This is a genomic window from Streptomyces sp. MMBL 11-1 (assembly GCF_028622875.1).
In the GTDB taxonomy this organism is placed as follows: Bacteria; Actinomycetota; Actinomycetes; order Streptomycetales; family Streptomycetaceae; genus Streptomyces.
In genome coordinates, this window is the sequence record NZ_CP117709.1 from 6,380,413 (window position 1) to 6,401,364 (window position 20,952).

At 71.8% G+C, this 20,952-nt stretch carries 18 protein-coding genes; 12 read left to right on the forward strand and 6 right to left on the reverse strand.

Annotated elements, in window-relative coordinates; translation table 11 throughout:
- The first annotated feature begins 40 nt into the window (after window positions 1–40).
- Window positions 41–1,423: a cellulase family glycosylhydrolase gene (locus PSQ21_RS28350; protein ID WP_274034110.1), complete on the forward strand. Its 1,383-nt coding sequence runs from the start codon at window positions 41–43 to the stop codon at window positions 1,421–1,423.
- Between the two features lie 131 nt (window positions 1,424–1,554).
- Here PSQ21_RS28350 and PSQ21_RS28355 read toward each other — a convergent pair whose 3' ends face one another.
- Window positions 1,555–2,586: a LacI family DNA-binding transcriptional regulator gene (locus PSQ21_RS28355; protein ID WP_274034111.1), complete on the reverse strand. Its 1,032-nt coding sequence runs from the start codon at window positions 2,584–2,586 to the stop codon at window positions 1,555–1,557.
- A 140-nt stretch (window positions 2,587–2,726) separates the two neighbouring features.
- Here PSQ21_RS28355 and PSQ21_RS28360 point away from each other — a divergent pair, with 140 nt between their 5' ends.
- From PSQ21_RS28360 to PSQ21_RS28375, 4 genes are all read left to right on the forward strand, one after another.
- Window positions 2,727–4,028, forward strand: coding sequence for an ABC transporter substrate-binding protein (locus PSQ21_RS28360; RefSeq protein ID WP_274034112.1), 1,302 nt, complete (start codon window positions 2,727–2,729; stop codon window positions 4,026–4,028).
- Window positions 4,029–4,060: 32 nt separating this feature from the next.
- On the forward strand, window positions 4,061–4,996 hold the full coding sequence (locus PSQ21_RS28365) for a carbohydrate ABC transporter permease (RefSeq protein WP_274034113.1): 936 nt from the start codon (window positions 4,061–4,063) through the stop codon (window positions 4,994–4,996).
- Entirely contained in the window at window positions 4,993–5,814 is an 822-nt protein-coding gene (locus PSQ21_RS28370) for a carbohydrate ABC transporter permease (RefSeq protein ID WP_274034114.1), read from the forward strand. The genes PSQ21_RS28365 and PSQ21_RS28370 overlap by 4 nt, the downstream gene beginning before the upstream one ends.
- A gap of 71 nt (window positions 5,815–5,885) precedes the next feature.
- A complete protein-coding gene (locus tag PSQ21_RS28375) occupies window positions 5,886–8,336 on the forward strand; it encodes a beta-glucosidase (protein WP_443334433.1) in 2,451 nt (816 codons plus the stop codon).
- Window positions 8,337–8,388: 52 nt separating this feature from the next.
- Here the strand turns inward: PSQ21_RS28375 and PSQ21_RS28380 are convergent, their stop codons facing one another.
- Window positions 8,389–9,246 (reverse strand): helix-turn-helix transcriptional regulator, encoded by an 858-nt coding sequence (locus PSQ21_RS28380; protein WP_274034115.1) that lies wholly within the window; start codon window positions 9,244–9,246, stop codon window positions 8,389–8,391.
- A gap of 102 nt (window positions 9,247–9,348) precedes the next feature.
- Between PSQ21_RS28380 and PSQ21_RS28385 the strand changes: the two genes are divergently transcribed.
- Both PSQ21_RS28385 and PSQ21_RS28390 read left to right on the forward strand, forming a co-directional pair.
- The gene (locus PSQ21_RS28385; RefSeq protein WP_274034116.1) at window positions 9,349–10,851 is read left to right on the forward strand and encodes an MFS transporter; all 1,503 of its coding nucleotides are present in this window, start codon (window positions 9,349–9,351) and stop codon (window positions 10,849–10,851) included.
- A gap of 183 nt (window positions 10,852–11,034) precedes the next feature.
- Window positions 11,035–11,523, forward strand: a complete 489-nt coding sequence (locus tag PSQ21_RS28390) for a nuclear transport factor 2 family protein (protein WP_274034117.1) — start codon at window positions 11,035–11,037, stop codon at window positions 11,521–11,523.
- Window positions 11,524–11,582: 59 nt separating this feature from the next.
- Here PSQ21_RS28390 and PSQ21_RS28395 read toward each other — a convergent pair whose 3' ends face one another.
- Window positions 11,583–12,539 carry an MBL fold metallo-hydrolase gene (locus tag PSQ21_RS28395; RefSeq protein ID WP_274034118.1) on the reverse strand — a complete coding sequence of 319 codons (957 nt, stop codon included), beginning with the start codon at window positions 12,537–12,539 and terminating at the stop codon, window positions 11,583–11,585.
- A 122-nt stretch (window positions 12,540–12,661) separates the two neighbouring features.
- On the reverse strand, window positions 12,662–13,456 hold the full coding sequence (locus tag PSQ21_RS28400; RefSeq protein ID WP_274034119.1) for an SDR family NAD(P)-dependent oxidoreductase: 795 nt from the start codon (window positions 13,454–13,456) through the stop codon (window positions 12,662–12,664).
- 189 nt (window positions 13,457–13,645) lie between these two features.
- Between PSQ21_RS28400 and PSQ21_RS28405 the strand changes: the two genes are divergently transcribed.
- Window positions 13,646–14,116, forward strand: coding sequence for an SRPBCC family protein (locus tag PSQ21_RS28405; protein ID WP_274034120.1), 471 nt, complete (start codon window positions 13,646–13,648; stop codon window positions 14,114–14,116).
- A gap of 258 nt (window positions 14,117–14,374) precedes the next feature.
- Window positions 14,375–15,499 (forward strand): epoxide hydrolase family protein, encoded by a 1,125-nt coding sequence (locus PSQ21_RS28410; protein ID WP_274034121.1) that lies wholly within the window; start codon window positions 14,375–14,377, stop codon window positions 15,497–15,499.
- 125 nt (window positions 15,500–15,624) lie between these two features.
- Here PSQ21_RS28410 and PSQ21_RS28415 read toward each other — a convergent pair whose 3' ends face one another.
- A complete protein-coding gene (locus PSQ21_RS28415) occupies window positions 15,625–17,097 on the reverse strand; it encodes an alpha/beta fold hydrolase (RefSeq protein ID WP_274034123.1) in 1,473 nt (490 codons plus the stop codon).
- Window positions 17,098–17,354: 257 nt separating this feature from the next.
- Between PSQ21_RS28415 and PSQ21_RS28420 the strand changes: the two genes are divergently transcribed.
- The gene (locus PSQ21_RS28420; RefSeq protein ID WP_274034124.1) at window positions 17,355–17,678 is read left to right on the forward strand and encodes a 2Fe-2S iron-sulfur cluster-binding protein; all 324 of its coding nucleotides are present in this window, start codon (window positions 17,355–17,357) and stop codon (window positions 17,676–17,678) included.
- 48 nt (window positions 17,679–17,726) lie between these two features.
- Window positions 17,727–18,953: a cytochrome P450 gene (locus PSQ21_RS28425; RefSeq protein ID WP_274034125.1), complete on the forward strand. Its 1,227-nt coding sequence runs from the start codon at window positions 17,727–17,729 to the stop codon at window positions 18,951–18,953.
- A gap of 78 nt (window positions 18,954–19,031) precedes the next feature.
- On the opposite strand, the gene PSQ21_RS28430 is transcribed toward PSQ21_RS28425, so the two are convergent.
- The gene (locus tag PSQ21_RS28430) at window positions 19,032–19,520 is read right to left on the reverse strand and encodes a hypothetical protein (RefSeq protein ID WP_274034126.1); all 489 of its coding nucleotides are present in this window, start codon (window positions 19,518–19,520) and stop codon (window positions 19,032–19,034) included.
- Window positions 19,521–19,733: 213 nt separating this feature from the next.
- On the opposite strand from PSQ21_RS28430, the gene PSQ21_RS28435 reads away from it, so the two are divergent.
- Window positions 19,734–20,921, forward strand: a complete 1,188-nt coding sequence (locus tag PSQ21_RS28435; protein ID WP_274034127.1) for an acyltransferase family protein — start codon at window positions 19,734–19,736, stop codon at window positions 20,919–20,921.
- Window positions 20,922–20,952: the final 31 nt, after the last annotated feature.

Sequence of the window (20,952 nt, forward strand, 5' to 3'; positions counted from 1 at the left end):
CGGCCGGCCCGTCCTGCCGCGTCATAGGAGGAGAAACGCTGTGAAACGCTTTCTGGCTCTCCTGGCCACCTGCGCCATGGCCCTGGGCCTCACCGTCCTGGCCGGCCCCCAGGCGGTGGCCGCCACCGGATGCGCGGTCGACTACACGGTCACCACACGGTGGGAGGGGGGTTTCCAGGCCGGGGTGAAGGTCACCAACCTGGGTGACCCCGTCACCGGATGGACCCTGAAGTTCACGATGCCCGACGCGGGCCAGAGGCTCGTCCAGGGCTGGAACGCCACCTGGTCGCAGTCCGGTTCCGCGGTCTCCGCGGTGGGCGTCGACTGGAACCGCACCCTGTCCACCGGTGCCTCGGCCGACCTCGGGATGGTGGGTTCCTTCACGGGCGCCAACCCGGAGCCGACGGCGTTCACCCTCAACGGTGTCGCCTGTACGGGTTCCGTGGAGGAGCCCCCGCCCGTCGACCCGCCCGTCCCGGGCACCGGCACCCCCGTCGACGTCAACGGCAAGCTCCACGTCTGCGGCGTGCACCTGTGCAACCAGTACGACCGTCCCGTACAGCTGCGGGGCATGAGCACCCACGGCATCCAGTGGTTCAGCAAGTGCTACAACACCGCGTCCGTGGACGCGCTGGCGGAGGACTGGAAGTCGGATCTGCTGCGGGTGGCCATGTACGTCCAGGAAGGCGGCTACGAGACCGATCCGGCGGGCTTCACCAGCCGGGTGAACGGCCTCGTCGACATGGCCGAGGCACGTGGCATGTACGCCATGATCGATTTCCACACGCTGACGCCGGGCGACCCGAACCACAACCTCGACCGGGCCAAGACGTTCTTCGCGTCCGTGGCGGCCCGCAACGCCGACAAGAAGCACGTGATCTACGAGATCGCCAACGAGCCCAACGGAGTGAGCTGGACGGCCATCAAGAACTACGCCGAGCAGGTCATCCCGGTGATCCGGGCCGCCGACCCGGACGCCGTCATCATCGTCGGCACCCGTGGCTGGTCCTCACTGGGCGTCTCCGACGGCTCCGACGAGAGCGAGGTCGTCAACAACCCCGTCCGGGCGGACAACATCATGTACGCCTTCCACTTCTACGCCGCCAGTCACCGTGACTCCTACCGCGCCACGCTGAGCCGCGCGGCCTCCCGGCTGCCGCTCTTCGTCACCGAGTTCGGCACGGTGAGCGCCACCGGCGGGGGAGCGATGGACCGGGCGAGCACGGTGGCCTGGCTGGACCTGCTCGACCAGCTGAAGATCGGCTACGCGAACTGGACCTACTCCGACGCGAACGAGAGCAGCGCGGCCTTCAGGCCGGGCACCTGCGACGGCGGTGACTACAGCAGCAGCGGTGTGCTGACCGAATCGGGGGCGCTGCTCAAGAACCGCATCAGCACCCCGGACTCCTTCCCCACGGGCTGACCGGCGGACGGCGGGCGGGGCTCCGGACGACCGGAGCCCCGCCCGCCACCGGTCGTCGCCGAACCGGGCGGGCGGCATGCGGGGCGCCCGGACCGCGCACGTCACCGCGTCCTCGGAGCTTCCCACGCTGCTCAGTTGCCGGGCGGCGGCGCGGTGCTCTTGCGTACGACCAGGCTCGTGGCCAGCTCCAGCCGCGTGGACACCGGTTCCTGGGCCCGTAGTCGCATCAGCATCTGCGCGGCCTCCTCCGCCATCCGGCGCAGCGGCTGGTGGACCGTGGTCAGGGCCGGGCTGGCCCACCGGGCGATGGGCACGTCGTCGTAGCCGACCACCGAGAGGTCGTGGGGGACGCGCAGGCCCCGCACCCGGGCGGCCTCCAGTACGCCGAGCGCCTGGAGATCGCTGCCCGCGAAGATCGCGGTGGGCCGCCGGGGGTGGGACAACATCTCGGCGGCGCGGTCGTACCCGCCCTCCACGTGGAAGTCGCCGAACAGGATGAGGCCGGGGTCCACCTCCAGTCCTGCCATGGTCATCGCCGACCGGTAGCCGTCGAGCCGCGCGCGGGAGCAGAGCATGTCCTCGGGGCCGGTGATGACGCCGATGCGCCGGTGCCCGCACTCGATGAGGTGCCGGGTGGCGGCCAGTCCGCCGCTCCAGTTGGCCGAGCCGACCGAGGGCACGTCGGGGTCGGGGTCGCCGGCCGGGTCGATGATGACGCAGGGGATCGAGCGTGCCCTGAGCTGCTGTTTCACCTCGTCGGGCAGGGTCGAGAAGACCAGGACGACACCGAGCGGCCGACGCTGGAGCATCGCCTCCATCCAGTCGGGGCCGGGCGAGTGGCGGGTTCCGCTCTCGGTGAGGACCACCCCGGCGCCGTGGGCCTTGGCGACGTTCTCCACCCCCCGGATCAGCTCCATCGCCCAGATGCTCTCCAGCTCGTGGAACACGATCTCGATGAGCGGCGTCTCGCTGGCCGACCGCGTGGTGCGCCGGTAGGCATGCGCCTCCAGCAGGCGCTCCACCTTGACCCGGGTGGGGGTCGCCACATCCTGCCGCCCGTTGAGGACCTTCGAAACTGTCGAAATGGAGACGCCGGCCCGCTCGGCCACCTGAGCCAGGGTGATGCGGCCCGTTCTCTCGTCATCGCGCATGGCCAGGAGCATAAAGCACCGGACGGCTGACGCCCAGACGTAACGCTTCGATAACGCCGTGACCGAGGGTTGACCCCCCAGGTGAGGGGTTCTAGCGTCCGGTCTCAGGAAGTTTCGGTAATCGGATCGAAAAAGTTTCGGAAGGTGTGCCGATGAAACAACGCGCACGGTTCTCGCGGACCGTTGTCGTCGGTGGTGCCGCACTGGCCCTGGTGCTGTCCCTGTCCGGATGCGGAGGGGCCTCGGACGCGGCCGGTGACGACACCCTCCGCGTGCTGGTCTACGGGGACGCGGCGAACAAGGTGGAGAAGGAGATCGTCGCCACCTTCAACAAGACGTCGGAGGTGAAGGCCGTCCTGGACACGATCCCGGGCGCCGACTACCAGGCCAAGCTGCAGACGATCATCAACAGCAAGCAGGCGCCGGACGTCTTCTTCAACTGGGGCGGCGGCAGCATCAAGCCCTTCGTCGACGCCGGCCTGCTCCTCCCGCTGGACCCCTTCATCGCCGAGAACCCCGACCTCAAGGCGAAGTTCCTGCCGTCCGTGTTCAACAGCGCGGTGGTCGACGGCACGTCCTACGGGGTCCCCATGCGCGGCACGCAGCCCGTCCTGCTGTTCAGCAACGGCGAGGTCCTCAAGAAGGCGGGCGTCGAACCCCCGAAGACCTGGGACGACCTGCTGGCGGCGGTCAAGGCGCTGAAGGCCGACGGCGTCACCCCGATCGCCCTGGGCGGCGGCGACCGGTGGCCGACGCTGATGTGGTTCGAGTACCTGTACGACCGTATCGCCGGCCCGGAGCTCTTCCAGAAGGCCCTCGACGGCGACCGGGACGCCTGGGCGAGCCCGGACAGCCGGAAGGCTCTGAGCAGGATCAGGGAACTGGTGGACGCCGGCGCGTTCGGCACCAACTACGACTCGGTGAAGTTCACCGACCAGGGTTCCCCCACGCTCCTGGCGACCGGCCGGGCCGGCTTCGAGCTGATGGGCTCCTGGGAGTACTCCACGCAGCAGGACGCGCACCCCGAGTTCGCGAGGAGCGACCTCGGATACAGCGCCTTCCCCTCCGTCGAAGGCGGCAAGGGCGACCAGGCGAACGTCGTCGGCAACACCAACAACTTCTACTCCGTGCTGAAGAAGACGAAGCACCCGCGCGCCGCCGCCGAGTTCCTGAAGCTCATGTACTCGGACCGGTTCGTCAAGGCGCAGCTCGCCATCGGCAACCTGCCGACCACGACGAACACCGAAGGCTTCCTGGACACGGCCGCCAGCCCGGAGTTCGCGAAGTTCCAGTACGACATGGTCAAGGCGGCCCCGGCGTTCCAGCTCTCCTGGGACCAGGCGTACCCGCAGTCGGCGGCCACCGCGATGTACCAGGCCCTCCAGCAGTTCTTCAACGGCTCGATGGACGAGGACGCCTTCATCGAGGCCATGCAGGCGCTGCCGACCTCGTGAGCCCACGGAGATCCGGACCCGGAACACACGACATGACCCGAACCGCAGCCCTCTCCCCGGACGGTCAGAAGGTCAGGAAGGACGGCCCGTCCGCCATCGGAGCGGGCCGCCCGGGATTTCTCTGGGCGGTCCCCGCCGCCGTCTTCTTCGGCCTCTTCGCCCTCGTCCCGCTCATCATGGTCGCCGTACTCTCCTTCGCCAGCTGGGACGGCCTGAGCGACCCGGAATTCGCGGGCCTGGACAACTGGCGGAAGCTCCTCGACGACCCCGTCATGATCAAGAGCCTCTGGCTGAGCGTCCTGCTCACCGTGCTCGGGGTCGCCGTCCAGACACCGCTGAGCATTCTGCTCGGGGTCTGGGCGGCGGGACACCAGCGCAACCGGGCCGTTCTGTCCGCCATCTACTTCGTCCCGATGCTGCTGTCCGTCGCGGCCGTGTCCGTGCTGTGGCGCGCCGTCCTCGACCCCAACATGGGCGTCCCCGCACAGGCCACCTGGCTCTTCGGCGACGGCAACCTGTTCGGGAAGCAGGCCACCGCGATCGGCGTCCTGGTCTTCGTCAGCACCTGGCAGTTCACCCCCCTGCACACGCTGATCTACCAGGGCGCGGCGCGCGCGGTGCCGCAGGTCCTCTACCAGGCGGCGCAGATCGACGGCGCGGGCACGGTGCGGCAGTTCTTCCACATCACGCTGCCGCAACTGCGCAACGCGATCATCACCTCGATGATCCTGATGGTGGTCGGCGGACTCACGACCTTCGACACCGTGCTCATCCTGACCCAGGGCGGACCGGGGAGCGACACCACCATCAGCGCGTACTACATGTACCAGAAGGCGTTCAAGAGCTTCGACTACGGAGGGGCTTCCGCCATCGCCCTCCTCCTGGTCCTCGTCTCCACCATCATCTCGCTGATCGTGGTGCGGCTCTCGGGCTACGACAAGATGCGCAGCACCATGGAGGGACTGTGAGGAAGAGCCGTCCCAACTACCTCGCCGGCTTCGGCTCCCTGGTCTGGCTCCTCGTGGTGGGGCTGCCGCTGTACGTGATGCTCGTCGCCACGTTCCAGACGCGCCCCGACCACGCGGCGAACGGCCCGCTGTCCTTTCCCGAGCACTTCACGCTCGACAACTACATCGACGACCTCAACAGCGGCTTCGCGCAGTACTTCCTCAACACCGTCATCGTCACCGTGTGCGTGGTGGGCATCGTGCTGCTCCTCGTCCCGCCGCTGGCGTACACCATCGTCAGGAGCCGGGGGCGCGCCACCACCACGGTCTTCCGGCTGTTCCTCCTGGGCCTGGCGATCCCCTCGCAGGCGGTCATCGTCCCGATGTTCTTCGTCATCAGCGAGGCCGGTCTCTACGACAACCTCATCGGCGTCATCCTGCCGACGGCGGCCTTCGCCATGCCGGTGTGCGCCCTGATCCTGACAGGGGTGATGCGGGACATCACCCCCGATCTGTACGAGGCGATGACGATGGACGGCGCCTCACCCCGACGGGTCTTCTTCCAGCTGGTGCTGCCGTTGTCCAGGAGCGGGATCTCGACCATCGTCGTCTTCTCCGCCCTCCAGGCGTGGAACGGCTTCCTGTTCCCCCTCGTCCTGACGCAGTCGGCGGAGACCAAGGTGATCACCTTGGGGCTCTACGACTTCCAGACGGAGCACGGAGTCAACACCCCTGGCCTGCTCGCCGCGGTCGTCCTGTCCATGCTCCCCATCCTGATCGTCTATCTGTTCGCTCGCCGCGCCCTGGTACAGGGGCTGATGGGAGTGGGAGGAAAGTGACCGCCAACACCGCCGGCACCGGCAACACCGGTGTCCGGACACCCGCCGGGGCCACCGGATCCCGGACACCGGTGTCCGCTGCCCCGGGCCACCGCACCGGGGCCTGGCACGATCCCGCCCTCGCACCCGAGGCCAGGGCCGACGCTCTGATCGCCGCCATGACCCTCCGGGAGAAGGTGGCCCAGCTCTTCGGCGTCTGGGTGGGCGCTTCCGACGAGGGCGCCGAAGTCGCGCCGTTCCAGCACGACATGGAGGAGGCCGTCAGCCTCGACGACCTTCTTCCTCACGGGCTGGGCCAGCTGACCCGCCCGTTCGGAACGGCCCCCGTCGACCCGGCCGTGGGTGCCCTCTCGCTGGCGCGCACCCAGGCGCGCGTCGCCGGAGCGAACCGCTTCGGCATACCGGCGCTCGCCCACGAGGAGTGCCTCGCCGGCTTCGCCACCTGGGGCGCGACCGCCTACCCGGTGCCGCTGTCCTGGGGCGCCACCTTCCATCCGGCGCTGGTCCGCGAGATGGCCGCCGCGATCGGCCGCGACCTGCGCTCCGTCGGCGTGCACCAGGGCCTCGCGCCCGTTCTCGACGTCGTACGCGACGCACGCTGGGGCCGTGTCGAGGAGGCGATCGGCGAGGACCCGTACCTGGTGGGAACGGTCGCCACCGCCTATGTGCGGGGACTGGAGTCGGCCGGGGTCGTCGCCACGCTCAAGCACTTCGCCGGTTACTCCGCCTCACGCGCGGGCCGCAACCTCGCCCCCGTCGGCATGGGCACGCGCGAGCGGGCCGACATCATCCTGCCCCCGTTCGAGATGGCCGTACGCGAAAGCGGCGTACGGTCCGTCATGCACGCCTACACGGACACCGACGGAGTCCCCTCCGCGGCCGACGGGCCTCTGCTGACCGGCCTGCTCCGCGACACCTGGGGCTTCGACGGAACCGTGGTCGCGGACTACTTCGGCGTCGCTTTCCTGAAGACGCTGCACGGAGTGGCGGAAACCTTCGGGGAAGCGGCCGGCGCCGCGCTCGACGCCGGTGTGGACGTGGAACTGCCGACCGTGAAGACGTTCGGCAGTCCTCTGACCGACGCCATCGCCGAGGGCCTCGTACCGGAGGCGCTGGTGGATCGTGCGGTACGCCGAGTGCTGGCCCAGAAAGCCCGGTTGGGGCTGCTGGACGCGGACTGGAGGCCGGTGCCGCCGGTGCTCGCGGGAGCCGCGGGTGGGGACGGTGACGGGGACGGGGACGGGGACGGTGCCGGAGGTGCGGACTCGGAGGCGCTGCGGGGGACCGTCCGTCTCGACACCGACGAGAACCGCGCGCTCGCCCGCCGCGTTGCCGAACAGGCCGTCGTGCTCCTGCGCAACGATGGCACCCTGCCCCTGGCGGCGGACGCGGCCGCCGGGGCCCCCGCCCGCATCGCGCTCATCGGGCCCAACGCCGACACCCCGACGGCCGTCCTCGGCTGCTACGCCTTTCCCGTCCACGTCGGAGGCCAGTTTCCCGAGACCCCGCTCGGCATCGAACTGCCCACCCTGCGCGAGGCGTGTGCCGCGGAGTTCCCCGACAGCGAGATCCTCTCCGCGCAGGGTGCGGACATCGACGGCCCGGACTCCGGCGGCTTCGACGAGGCCGTCGAACTGGCCAGGAGTGCCGACCTCGTGATCGTCGCACTCGGCGACCGGGCCGGTCTCTTCGGGCGCGGGACGAGCGGGGAGGGCTGCGACGCGGAGAGTCTGGCGCTCCCCGGTGTCCAGCAGCGGCTGCTCGACACCCTCCTCGACGCGGGCACCCCCGTCGTCGTCACGCTGCTCGCCGGACGTCCCTACGCCCTCGGGCGTGCGGCGGACGAGGCAGCCGCGGTCGTCCAGTCGTTCTTCCCCGGCGAGGAGGGAACGAGGGCCATCGCCTCGGTGCTCAGCGGCCGCACCGAACCGTCCGGCCGACTGCCCGTCAGCGTGCCGCGCCGTCCGGGCTCCCAGCCCTCCACCTACCTGGCGGCGCGGCTGGGCCACTCCAGCGATGTGTCCAGTGTCGACCCGACCCCGGCGTTCGGGTTCGGCCACGGTCTGACGTACACCGCCTTCGAGTGGAGCGACCTCGCCGTGGAGCGCGGACGGGCCTCCACGGACGGGGAGTTCACCCTTGCCTGCACCGTCCGCAACACCGGTGCGCGGGAGGGGACCGAAGTGGTCCAGGTGTATCTGCACGACCCGGTCGCCTCCGTGGTCCAGCCGGTGCGGCGCCTCATCGGGTACGTACGCCTCCGCCTGGATCCCGGGCGGGCGGCCAGGGTGCGGATGACGGTCCCGGCGGACCTCGCGTCCTTCACCGGCCGCGACGGCCACCGGATCGTCGAGCCCGGCGATCTCGACCTGCTGCTGAGCGCGTCGAGCACCGACGCGCGCCTCGTGGCCCGGGTCACGCTGACCGGGCCCGTACGAACGGTCGACCACACCCGTCGGCTGCACATGAGCTTCGCGACGGAGACCCTCACGGGGGCGCCGCGGTCCGGTGCGCCGCGGTGAGGGCCTCAAGCCCCGCGCTCCCCGGCCGGCCCGTCCGGGGTTCGAGGCGGTGTTACGCGCGCTCAGGCGTGACGGTCAGCCCTGCCATCCGGGTCAGGCGGAGGGAGGTGGACTCGTCCGCCGGCGTCATCACGGTCATCCGGTGCGCCGTCTCCGCCACACTGGTGACGACGAAGTTCAGCTGGAGCTGCCCGACGAGAGGGCTGTCCAGACGCTTCGTCTCGTACTGCTGGGGCAGGACGTCATGACGAGCCCACAGCCGGGCGAACTCCTCCGATCGTTCCCGGAGGTCGTCCACGATTCCGGCGGCGGCGGGCGCGCCGATGTCGGCGCCCGCCTCGGCGCGCAGTCTCGCGACCATCCGGGCGGCCACCAGGTCGACGTCGACATAGCGGCTGCGCCAGTCGGGGTCGGTGAAGAACTGCACCGCGCAGTTGCGTTCGCCGGGAGGGACGCGGTCCAGGTCGGTGAAGAGGAACCGGTAGGCACGGTTGTACGCCACCACATCGAACAGCGGCGTCTGCAGACACGCGGGAAACGGGTCGAGCTTGTCCAGCACAGGCTGAAAGGCCTCGACGAGCCCCGGGGCGCACGAGGAGGGCTCGGCCTTCGGCGTATGTGACCCGGCGAGCCGGTGCAGGTGCCGCGTCTCGGCGTCATCCAGTCGCAGGGCTCGGGCGACCGCCCGCAGGACCTGTGCGCTGACGTTGATGGGCCTGCCTTGTTCGAGCCAGGTGTACCAGGTGACGCCGACCCCCGCGAGGACGGCGACCTCTTCGCGCCGTAGCCCGGGTGTCCGCCGCCGCCCCGTGGCCGGGAGACCTACCTGCTGCGGCGTTACCCGTTCGCGCCGACTGCGGAGGAAGTCACCGACCTCCCGCCGGATCGCGGCGGGCCCGGTCTCTGTCATGTCTTCATCCTCCTGTACGGAGAGCCGGGTATCCAGGTAGTGGCAGTACCCCCATGAACGGACTCCTGGTTCCAGGATAAGCGGCGCTCGATGATCGTCGGCATGACCACATCTTCCGCACCGCACGACCGTCCACTTCCGCGTCCGGGCGGACCCGGCGGCGAGGACGACCGTGCCGCGCCGCCGCCCGCCCGGGGCCTGCCCGAGCCTCCGGGGCTGGGGACGGCCCGGCTCCTGACGACCCTGTCGGCGCTGCTGCTGTCGGTGGTCGGTTTCGCGGCGACGGGCATCGCCGTGCCCGACATCGGCGCCTCTCTGGGCGCCACGGCGGCCGAGCAGTCGTTGGTGGTGTCGGTGTACGCGTCGGGGTTCGCCATCCCGATGGTCCTCGGGGGCAGGCTCGGGGACCTGTACGGGCGACGCCGGCTCTTCCTGCTCGGTATGGCCGGGTTCACCCTCTTCTCCCTGGTCGCGACCCTGGCCCCGGGCATCACCGTGCTGATCGCCGCGCGGGCCCTCACCGGGGTCTCCGCGGCGGCCATGGTTCCGCAGGTGCTGGCGACGATCACCGCGTCCACCCAGGGACCCGAACGGGCCCGGGCTGTCGCGCTGTTCGGTGCGACGGCGGGCGGGGCCACGGCGATCGGCCAGGTCCTCGGCGGCGTGCTGCTGTCCGTCCCCCTGCTCGGCGCTCCCTGGCGCACGGTCTTCGCGATGAGCACGCTCATGGGCGTGCTCGCGTTCGGCGCCGCGCTGCGCTGGCTCCCCGACACCCGTGCACCCGGCCACCGGTCGCTCGACCTGATCGGGACGGCCCTGCTCGGACTCGCCCTGCTGGCACTCATGATCCCGGTCTCCCAGGGCGGCGCCCTGGGCCGGCCGGTCTGGTGCTGGGCGCTGCTGGGTTCGACGCCCGTCCTGTTCGCGGCGTTCTGGCGGCGACAGTCGCGGCTGCACCGCAGTGACCGTGTCCCGCTCGTCCCGCCGCCCCTGTTCCGGCTCGGTTCCTACCGGATCGGACTGGTGATGGCATTGATGCTCCAGTCGGCGTTCGGCGGGTTCACGTTCCTCTACGCGGTCTCCACGCAGACGGGGCTCGGATGGTCCCCCCTGCACGCGGCCCTCGTGCTGCTGCCGTTCTCCCTGTGCTTCCTCACCGTGTCGATCTGGTCGGGCAGACTCGCGCCCCGCTTCGGGTTCCGCAGGCTCCTCGCCGTCGGCGGACTCACGCAAGCCGCACTCCTGGGCGTCACCGCCGTCGCCGTATGGGTCCAGGGCGCCGGTCTGAACCCGTGGGCGTTCGCCGCGCTCCTCGTCGGCGTCGGTGTCGGTCAGGCCCTCATGTTCGGGCCGCTCGTCGGAGCGATGATCGCCGACGTCCCTCCGGCATCGGCGGGAGCAGCGTCCGGAGTGCTTCAGACCACGCAGCAAGCCGCGATGGGCCTCGGCGTCGCCGTCGCCGGAGGTCTCCTCGGGACGGCCCTGGCCGGTTCCCCAGCCCCGGCAGGCCAGGCCTACACGAGCGCGCTGGCGATCGGCATGCTCGTACAGGCGGCGTTCGCCATCGCCTTCGCCCTGTGCGCGCTCGCCCTGCCCCGGCGCTGACAGCGGCGGACCGTTCGGCCGCCGCCCGGTCCGTCGGGTGAACCGCTCGGCGGCCTCCCCCTTCGCGCGGCCCGGCCCCGTACCGCGGCGGTCGAGCGGCCCCCCAGCGCTGCTGAAGCGCTCCCCGCCAGGCTCGGGCACGGGACGGGCCCACAGGTGAGGTCTGCCCGGAGGGAAGTTGCCATGGCACAGGTGAGCGGTACGGAGCACGCGGCGGTCGGCACGGGCGGGGCCGGAGGTGCTCCGGGACCCGTCTCCGGGGACCTCTACGCCGAGGTCATGACCTTCTACGCGTGGCAGATGCGACGCGTCGACGCCCTCGACATCGAGGGCTTCGCGGCCACCTTCACCGACGACGGCGAGATCGCGCACTCGGACGGGCAGCGGCAGCGGGGCAAGGCGGAGATGCTCGCGGGCATGCGGGCCGCGCTGCCGCGCTACCGGGACGTCACCGTACGGCACTGGTTCGGGCATGTGCTGGTCGAGCCCGACGCGGGAGACCCGGACACGCTGCGCGTCTCGTACTACTCCCTGGTCGCGCTGACCGATCGCGAGGGGAACGTGAGGTTCCAGCCGACCTTCACCGTCGACGACGTACTCGTCCGGCGTGGCGGACGGCTGCTCACCCGGTCCCGTCTCATCCGGCGCGACACCCCGGCCGGGCCGGCCTGACACCGCGGCGCCGGGCGGACCCCGGTCGGGGGCCCGCCCGGTGTACCCGCGGCGAGGGATCAGGCGTGGCAGGCGGGCAGGCCGCCGTGGAAGGCCACCATCTCCCGGAACGACGCGCCCACGTCGAGCCGCGCCCCGGGCGCCAGGCCGCCCAGTTCGGCGTCGGCCCGGTGCAGATTGCCGACGAGCCGCTCCGGGTCGACCAGCGCCGCGAACGGGCCGAGATCGGCGGCCCGCGCCGTCTCCAGGGGCGTACGCCCGGCGCGTCGCCCCTCCCGCGCGAGCTGCAGGAGGCGGCGCAGATACGCCTCGGTCTCGTCGATGAGTTCGGGGCCGCCGACCGGCCCGTGTCCGGGCACCACGGTCGTCGGCCGCAGCGCCCGCAGCCGCTCCAGCGCCAGCAGCGAGCCCGAGACGGAGCCCATCAGCACGTACGGGGTCACCCGCGACCACACCACGTCGCCGGTGAACAGCACGGACCGCTCCGGGACCCACGCCACCACGTCGTTCGGGGTGTGCGCCGGGCCGACGTGCAGCAGCTCGACCCTCAGATCCTCGGCGTGCACCGTCAGCGTGTCGCGGAACGTGACGGTGGGCAGGGTCAGCGGGGTCGCGCCCCACTCCACGTCGGGCCACAGCTGCCGCAGCCCGAGGCCGGCCTCGCCGCTGTCCGCGCGGGTGCCCTCGTGGGAGACGATGACCGCCCCGTCGGAGAACTGCCCGTTGCCGAAGGTGTGGTCGCCGTGGAAGTGGGTGTTCACCACGAGGTCCGGTCCGCCGGGGACGATCCGTTCGACCTCCTCGCGCAGCCGCCGGGCGCGGGCCTCCGTCGCGGCGGTGTCGACGAGGACGGACCGGCCCCGGCCCGCGACGAGGCCCGCGTTGTTGAGGCACCAGCCGCCGTCCGGCTGGACGAAGGCGTACACGCCCTCGGCGACGGAACGCAGCACGCCCTCCCCTCCGGGCACCGGTGGGGGCGTCGCGGCCTGGGGGAGGGGGGCGGTCGGTCCGGTCATGCTCGTGCACCTTCTTCCTGGGTCGGTTCCGGCCGTTCACCGGGATGCGGCATCCAGGAGGACCGGGGTGCGGTTCTCGGCGATTCCCGGTCGGCCGGGGCCCGGCCCGGGAGGCTCGGCCGTCAGTGGCTCCCGAGGCCGCCGCAGACGTTCAGAGCCTGGGCGGTCACCGCGGCGGCGTGCTCGGAGGCCAGGTAGTCGACGAGGGAGGCGACCTCCTGGGCCGTCGCGTACCGGCCGAGCGGGATCTTCGCCGTGAACCGGCGCATGATCTCCTCCTCCGGGACCCCGTAGTGCCCGGCGTAGCCGCGCCGGACGTTTTGCGCCATGCGGGTCTCGACGTAACCGGGGCACACGGCGTTGACGGTGATCCCCGTCCCGGCCAGCTCCTTGCCGACCGCCTTGGTGAAACCGATGACCCCCGCCTTGGACGCGGAGTAGGGGGCGGCCAGCTCCACTCCCTGCTTGCCGCCGGTCGAGGCGATGTTGATGACGCGGCCCCAGCCGCCGTCGCGCATCCGGCCGCTGCCGAGCACCTCCCGGGTGACCCGGAAGGTGCCGTTCAGATTGGTCTCGATGACGTCGTCCCACAGCGTGTCCGGGATCTCGGCGGTGACGCCCCCGCCCCCGCGTCCCGCGTTGTTGACGAGGATGTCGATACGGCCGAACTCCTCCACCGCCGTTCGCACCGCCGCGCGGATCTGCTCCGGTGACGTCACGTCGCAGACACTGCCGGCGACCTCCCGGCCTTCGCCGCGCAGCCGCTTCACCAGGGCGCGTACGTCCTCCTCGCCGCGCGCGACGCCGAACACGGCGCAGCCGCGCGCCGCCAGGGTCTCGGTCACGGCCAGCCCGATCCCGCTGGTCGCCCCGGTCACGAAGGCGACATGCCGCTCCGGCTGTCGTTGCTCTGTCATCGCTGGCTCCCTGCCCGTCTCGACCTGCGGTGCGCCGATGCTGGCCGCACCGCCTTGCGGGCCGCTCGGACGGCACCGGAGCACCGCTGGTGCCGGCTTTCCTCCACCCGTCCTCCACGCCGGGTCCAGAGTGCCCGGAGACCCTCCCGTTCTACCGCCCCCACCCGATGGACCGACAGAGGAGGACGCGTGAGTGAGCAGAGGGCCATACCCGATGTACGGAAGTCGGTGACCGTCGCGGCGACGCCCGGACACTGCTTCGCGGTGTTCACCGAGCGGCCCGCGGACTGGTGGCCGCCGAGCCATGTGCTCCTGGCGGGGGAGCGGGTGGGGCTCGCCTTCGAGCCCGGTGCCGGCGGTCACTACTACGAGTGGGACGGGGCCGGGAACCGGATCGACTGGGGCCGGATCCTGGAGTGGGAGCCGGGCCGCCGCCTCGTCATGACCTGGCGGGTCGACGGCAACTGGCGGTCCGTCCCGGACGACGAGCGGGCCAGCCGCATCGAGGTCGACTTCGTGCCCGTCGGGGACGGCCGCACCCGCGTCGAGCTGGCGCACGTCGACCTCCACCGCCACGGCGACGGCGCCGAGCGCATCTTCCAGGCACTCGACGGCCCCAGCCCCGGCGAGACGCTCGAACGCTTCGCCCGGGTGGTGTGAGCCGTCGGCTCCTGAGCCGCCCGGCGGCGCGCCCCCTCACGCCGCCGGCGGCACGGTGGTGCCCCGCCCGGCTCCCGCCCGGGCCGACCCGCCGGCCGGGCACGGGGCCGCATCCGCGCTCGCCGCGCGGGCCCTTCCCCTCAGCCCGCCGTCCGGGCCGGCCACACCGCCCCACGCCACGAGGGCGCGGCCGCCCCGTCACGGGGGATCCACGAGATGCACGAGCCGAAAACTCCACGTGGAAGGAAACGCACGTCCATGTCAGAGCACGAACGGTTCCACGTCGACATCCCCGACGAGCAACTCGACGACCTGCGGGAACGTCTAGCGCGGACCCGCTGGCCGGAGGCGGAGACCGTGTCCGACTGGTCGCAGGGCCTGCCGTCGGCCTACGCCCGAGAGCTGTGCGAGCACTGGCACACGGCCTACGACTGGCGGGCGACCGAGACCCGGCTCAACGCGCTGCCCCAGTTCACCGCGGAGATCGACGGAACGTCCATCCACTATCTGCACGCCCGCTCTCCGCACCCCGGGGCCCGGCCGCTGCTGGTCAGCCACGGCTGGCCCGGCTCCGTCGTGGAGTTCCTCGAACTCGTCCCGCTCCTGACCGACCCCCCCGACCCCGCCGACGCCTTCCACGTCGTGTGCCCCTCGCTGCCCGGATTCGGCTTCAGCGCCAAGCCCGCCCGCGCCGGCTGGACCGCGGAGCGGATCGCCCGCGCCTGGGCCACGCTCATGACGGAGCTGGGCTACACCCGCTATGTCGCGCACGGCGTCGACTGGGGTTCGTTCGTGACCGCCGCGATGGCGGAGGACCCGGACCCGGCGCCGGGGCTCGCCGCCATCCATCTGACGATGCCCTTCGCCCGGCCGCCCCGCAAGGAGGTCGCCCTGTCCGAGGCGGATCTGGCAGGCCTCGCCGCGATGAAGCGGTTCCAGCAGGAGGAGGGCGGCTACTCGGTGGTGCAGAGCACCCGCCCCCAGACCCTCGGCTACGGTCTGACCGACTCGCCGGCCGGCCAACTGGCCTGGATGGTCGAGAAGTACCGGGCGTGGAGCGACCACGACGGAGACCTGGAGAAGGTGATCCCCCGGGACCGGCTGCTGGACATGGTGAGCGTCAGCTGGTTCGCCGCCACCGCCGCGTCCTCGGCCCGGATCTACTGGGAGAGCCAGAACCGTCTGGCGCTGGGGCAGGTGAGCCTGCCCACGGCCGTGTCCAACTTCCCCAAGGACGGGCGGATGCCGCGCCCGTGGATCGAGGACCGCTTCACGGACCTGCGGGTGTGGAAGGACCACGAGCGGGGCGGGCACTTCCCCGCGCTGGAGCAGCCGGAACTCCTCGCGGACGAACTGCGCTCCTTCTTCCGCGCCTTCCGCTGACGCGGTGACCGGCCCGGCCCGGCTCCGTCGTGGCCCGCCGCCGGCCCGCCCGCGCCCGGCCGCCCGTCGCGAGGCCCGTCGCCCCGCGCCCCGCCCGGGCGCGGCGCGACGGGCCTCGCGGGGCTTCAGCCCCGGCCCGGGTCGGCCGGGATGTCCGGACGGGGCGTGGCACCCGCGCACCGGGTCCCCTCCGGCGGCAGCTCCCCGTCCGTCAGATACCGGTGGACGAGCGCGTCCACCTCCGCGTTGCCGGCCAGTACGAAGATCTCGTGGTCGCCCGAGTCCGTCACCGTGATCAGACGGTGGCCGAGCCGCTCCGCCATGGCCACGCCGCCGTCGTGGTGATCCATGATGTCCCCGTCCGCCTGGACCACCACTCCCGTGGGAAAACCGTTCCGCACGATCTTCGTCGGCGGCTCCGGCGGGGTGAACGACCGGAAGGTGCCCACCCAGGGCTGGGCACGCAGCACGCCGTAGCCGTAGGGGTGGCGGACCCGGAAGTCGCGCATGGCCGTGAAGTACTCGGCGAGGGAGGTCGGCCAGTCGTGCTCCAGGGTCACGGCGTCCAGTACGCCGCTGCGCGACTCGCCCTCGTGGTCCGTGGGACGCCAGCCCCGCTGGTCGGCCAGCAGGCTCCGCGCCAGGGCCGCGCCGGCCTCGCCCCCGGGCACGTCCCCCAGCCGCGCGATCATCCGGCCCAGCCGCTCCCAGGCTCCGCGGTCCGCCGTGCGGTAACCCATCGCCCCGTCCAGCAGGGTGCGCAGGTCGACGCCTTCCGGCAGCTCCTCCAGCCGCCGCACGGCCCGTTCCACCGACGCGAGTACGGCCTCGGCGCCGACACCGAGCCCGAAGACGCTGTCGCGGTCGCCGGCCCACCGCGCCCACTGCCGCACATTGCGCAGGATCGCGTCGCCCTGGGAGACGAACTGCTCGTACCAGGTCCAGCCGGGGTGGACGCAGGAGTCCAGGACGCTGCGGTCCAGCCGCTCGGGGAACATCGTGCCGTAGACGGCGCCGACGTACGATCCGTAGGCGTAACCGACGAAGCTGAGTCGCTCCTCGTCGAGGACCGCGCGGATCAGGTCCATGTCGCGGGCCGTGTTGCGGGTGCTCACATGCGGGCGCAGGGTGCCGCCCGCCCGCGCGCAGCCGTCCTCCCGCAACCGCATGTCCTCGGCGATCCGCGCGAAGTGCGCGTCGGGCGGGCGGGAGTCGAACGGCGCCTTCGGCACGACCACTTCGGCGTACAGCCGGGTGGAGTCGCCGGTGCCGCGCGGGTCGAAGCCGATCAGGTCGTACACCTCGTGCGTCGGAGTGCCGCGGAGGGCCGCCACCAGCGCCCGGCCCCGCCCCCAGTCGCCGCCGGGGCCGCCGTTGACGGCCAGGAGGATGCCCCGTCGGCGCCGCGGGTCCCGGGCCCGGCTCCGGCTCAGCGCGAGCGTGAGCCGCTCGCCGCCGGGGTGCGCGTAGTCCTGCGGCACCTCGATCTCCGCGTGGTCGAGATCCGGGTCGTCCGGCGACGGGCGCCAGACGGGGCGCTGGGCGCGGTACGCGTCCAGCGCGGGGGCGGCCGTCGAGGCGGATTGCTCGGGAAACACCGCTGTACCTCCGATCCCTGGGGGCGGTCAGCATGGCGACGGCTCCTTGAGGCCCTCTGGAAGGCCCCCGGACCAAGGGCGCCCGCCCGGCCGTCGCGCGCCCCGTCCCCCGAGGGGCCCTCCAGTACGCCGCTAGCGCCCGTGTCCACAGTGCGCACGGTGCCGCCCGGCCCCGCCGCGTCCGGGGCCCGCGCGGCCCTGGAGGCCACGGCGCGCACGTGGAGGCCACGACGCCGCCCAGCGACGAAGGGAACGCGATGGCCAAGATCACTTACAAGCAGCCGGACGGCACCGCGACCGTGGTGGACGTCCACCCCCCGGACACGGTCATGCGCGGCGCCAGGCTCAACGGCGTCGACGGCATCGAGGCCCAGTGCGGCGGAGCCGCCCAGTGCGGCACCTGCCATGTCTACGTCGACGCGAACAACAGCCGTCCGCTGCCCGGGATGGACGAGATCGAGGACGACGTCCTGTACACCACCGCGTCGCCCCGCACCGAGCACAGCCGACTGAGCTGCCAACTGCCCGTGTCCGAGGAGATGGACGGCCTCGTGGTGCACCTGCCGGAGAGCCAGGTCTGACACCCCGCCGCCCCGGCTCGGCCGCCGCCGACCAGAAGGGACCCCTCCATGAGCAACGCCGCACCCGAACTGCCCACCGAGGAGCACGAGACCTTCCCGTACGCGCGCCAGTGCCCGTTCTCGCAGCCCGCCGCGTACGGGGCGATGGCCGAGGAGGACGTCTCACAGGTGACACTGACCGGGTCCGGCCTGCGGATCTGGACCGTCACCGGCTACACGACGATCCGGACACTGCTGACCGATCCGCGCGTCAGCGCCTCCCGCAAGCACGCCAACTTCCCCTTCTACTTCATCGCCCCGCCGGAGTTCCGCACCGAGACCTCGTTCATCGGCTACGACGGCGAGGAGCACACCCGTACCCGGCGCAAGGCCGCGCTCACCTTCACGCACCGCCAGGTGCAGCGGCTCCGGCCCCGCATCGAGGAGATCGTCGACGACTACCTGGACCGCATGCTCGCCATGGGCCCGCCCGTCGACATGCACCGGGTGTTCTCGCTCGCCGTGCCCATGACGGTGATCTGCGAACTGCTGGGCATCCCGCAGGACCAGCACGACTTCTTCATCCGGCACGGTACCGCGCTGCTGGGCGGCCACAGCTCCCCCGAGGAACGGCAGGCCGCGATCGTCGAGGTCAACGCCTATGTGAGCGAGCTGATCCAGCGGAAGAAGAAGGAGCCGGGCGACGACCTGCTCAGCCGTGCGATGGCCGACTACGAGGCGTCGGGCGAGGAGTACACGGACCGCGACCTGTTCAACATGGTGCGGCTGCTGATGAACGGCGGGCACGAGACCACCGCCAGCCAGATCTCCCTGGGTACCGCGTGCCTGCTGGAGAACCCCGACCAGCTGGCGCAGCTGCTGGCCGACCCGTCGCTGATCAGGCCCGCGGTGGAGGAGCTGGTGCGGATCGCGACGATCGGTGACACCGCCGTGCCCCGTGTCGCGCTGGAGGACATCGAGATCGGCGGCCGGACCATCCGGGCCGGCGACGGGATCCTCTGCCTCGGCCTCGCCGGAAACCGCGATCCCGAGGTGTTCCCCGAGCCGGAGAAGCTGATCATCAGCCGCGGCAGCCGCAAGCACCTCGGGTTCGGTCACGGCGTGCACCACTGCATCGGCGCCGACCTGGCCCGGCTGGAGCTGGAGATCGTCTGGAGCAAGCTCTTCCAGCGGGTGCCCGGCCTGCGGCTGGCCAGGCCGCTCGCCGACCTCCCGCGCAAGGAGGGCGCCGTCATCTACGGCCTGTGGGAGCTCCCCGTCACTTGGGACGTGTGAGGCCCCGGCCCGCCGCCGGGCCGGGGCCCCGCGGCCGCAACCGCGGCCCGCGGGACCCCGGCGGGGCCGGCGGTGCGCTCAGGAGCCCACGGGCGCCACGTCGCAGGGCGGCACGGGCCGGGTGACGCGGGAGAACGTGATGGTCTCGGTGCCCGAGGACACCACCGTGCCGCTCGCGTCGTACACCGTGGAGGAGTGCAGCGAGTTGAACTGCGAGCCCATGAGGATCGCGGAGCCGCGCATCTCCGCCCGGCCGTGCACCTGGCCCTGCTCGTCGAGGAACAGCTCCGTCAGCGCGTAGCCGAAGGCTCCCGGGCCCTTCTTCTTCCAGGTGCCCTCCGACATGCCGTGGGGCACGCCCGGCGCCTCGACCTCGTGGCACAGCAGCCCGCCCGCCTTGTACTGCTGGCGCACGTGGACGGTCTGCCCGCCGAAGTCCAGCTCGGCGGCCCACACCCCGACGGGCGTGGGCGCGCGGTGGTGTGCGGCGGCGCTCGGGGCCCAGGCGCCGAGGACCAGGGACGACACCGCCGCCACGGTCACAAGAGGCTTCTTCGGTATCCGCATGTTCGTATCCTTCTGCTCGCCGGAACGTGGGCCCGCGAGCATGGCGGCGCGTTCTCGACTCCCGGTCGAGCCGGGGCGCGTCCCCCGCGGCCCCCGGCTGTCGAGCCGGATTCCGGGCCGCCTCGAGCCCCACCGCCGACGCTGGCGTAGCCGCCGCCCCGCCCGGCGCGTGGTCAGGACAGCGCCCACCACCCCGGGAACGCAGGAGTAGCCATGGAAAGATCCGACGCCCCGGTACGGCCGGGTCCCGCGGACAGCCGACTGCCCTCACTGACAGGGCTCCGGTTCGTCGCCGCGATGACCGTGCTGTGCGCGCACACCGGATACCTGTTCTTCATGGGCGCGAGCCCCACGCACGATCCGACGGACTACATCTTCGCCGTCGGCGGTGTCGGACTGACCTTCTTCTTCGTCCTGAGCGGCTTCATCCTGACCTATGTGGCCCGGGACGACGACACCAGGACGGCCTTCCTGCGCCGCCGGCTGGTGAAGATCTTCCCCAACCACCTCGTCACCCTCGCGGCGACCGTCGTGCTGATGCTGACGGCGGGCGTCACCGTCACCGTCACCAACACGGCCCCCTCCGTCCTGCTGCTCCAGAGCTGGCTGCCGGACCAGGACGCGATCATGGGCCACGGCACCAACTCGCCCAGCTGGTCACTCACCTGCGAATTGCTCTTCTACGTGTGCTTCCCGTGGCTGCTGACGCTGGTGCGGCGCATCAGGCCGGAGCGGCTGTGGGGGTGGACCGGCGCGGTCACCGCGGCCATCCTCGCCGTGCCCTTCATCGCCCAACTGCTCCCCGACCGGCCCACGATGTGGTGGGGCGGAGACATGTCCTGGTGGCAGTACTGGTTCGTCTACCACTTCCCGCCGGTGCGGATGCTGGAGTTCGTCCTCGGCATCCTCGTCGCCCGCGCCGTGCTGAGCGGACGCTGGATCAGGATCGGCCTCCTTCCCGCGGGTCTGCTGGCGGTGGCCTCGTACGCCGTACTGGCCCAGCTGCCCGGGGTCTTCGCCTGGATGTCGCTGTCGGCCCTGCCGCTCGCCCTGGTCATCGGCGCGGCCGCCACCCGGGACATCGAGGGCCGGCGCACCGGGTTCGGCAACCGGGCGATGGTGTGGCTGGGGGAGATCTCCTTCGCGCTCTACATCGTGCACTACCCGGTCATCTACTACGGCCCGATGCGGGCGGTCGATCCCGAACACGCCTTCCAGATACGCAGTTTCGCCGAGGCCCTGCGCGACGTCTCGCTCACCTTCGCCATCAGCCTCGCGCTGGCCTGGCTGCTGTACGTGACGGTCGAGCGGCCCGCCATGCGTCGCTGGAGCCGCCGACGGCCGCCGCCGCCACCGGCGGGCGTGCCCGGGGAGAGCCGGGACGCCGCCAGGGCCCTCTGACCGAGCCGGGTCGAGAGCGGCTCAAGTGCCC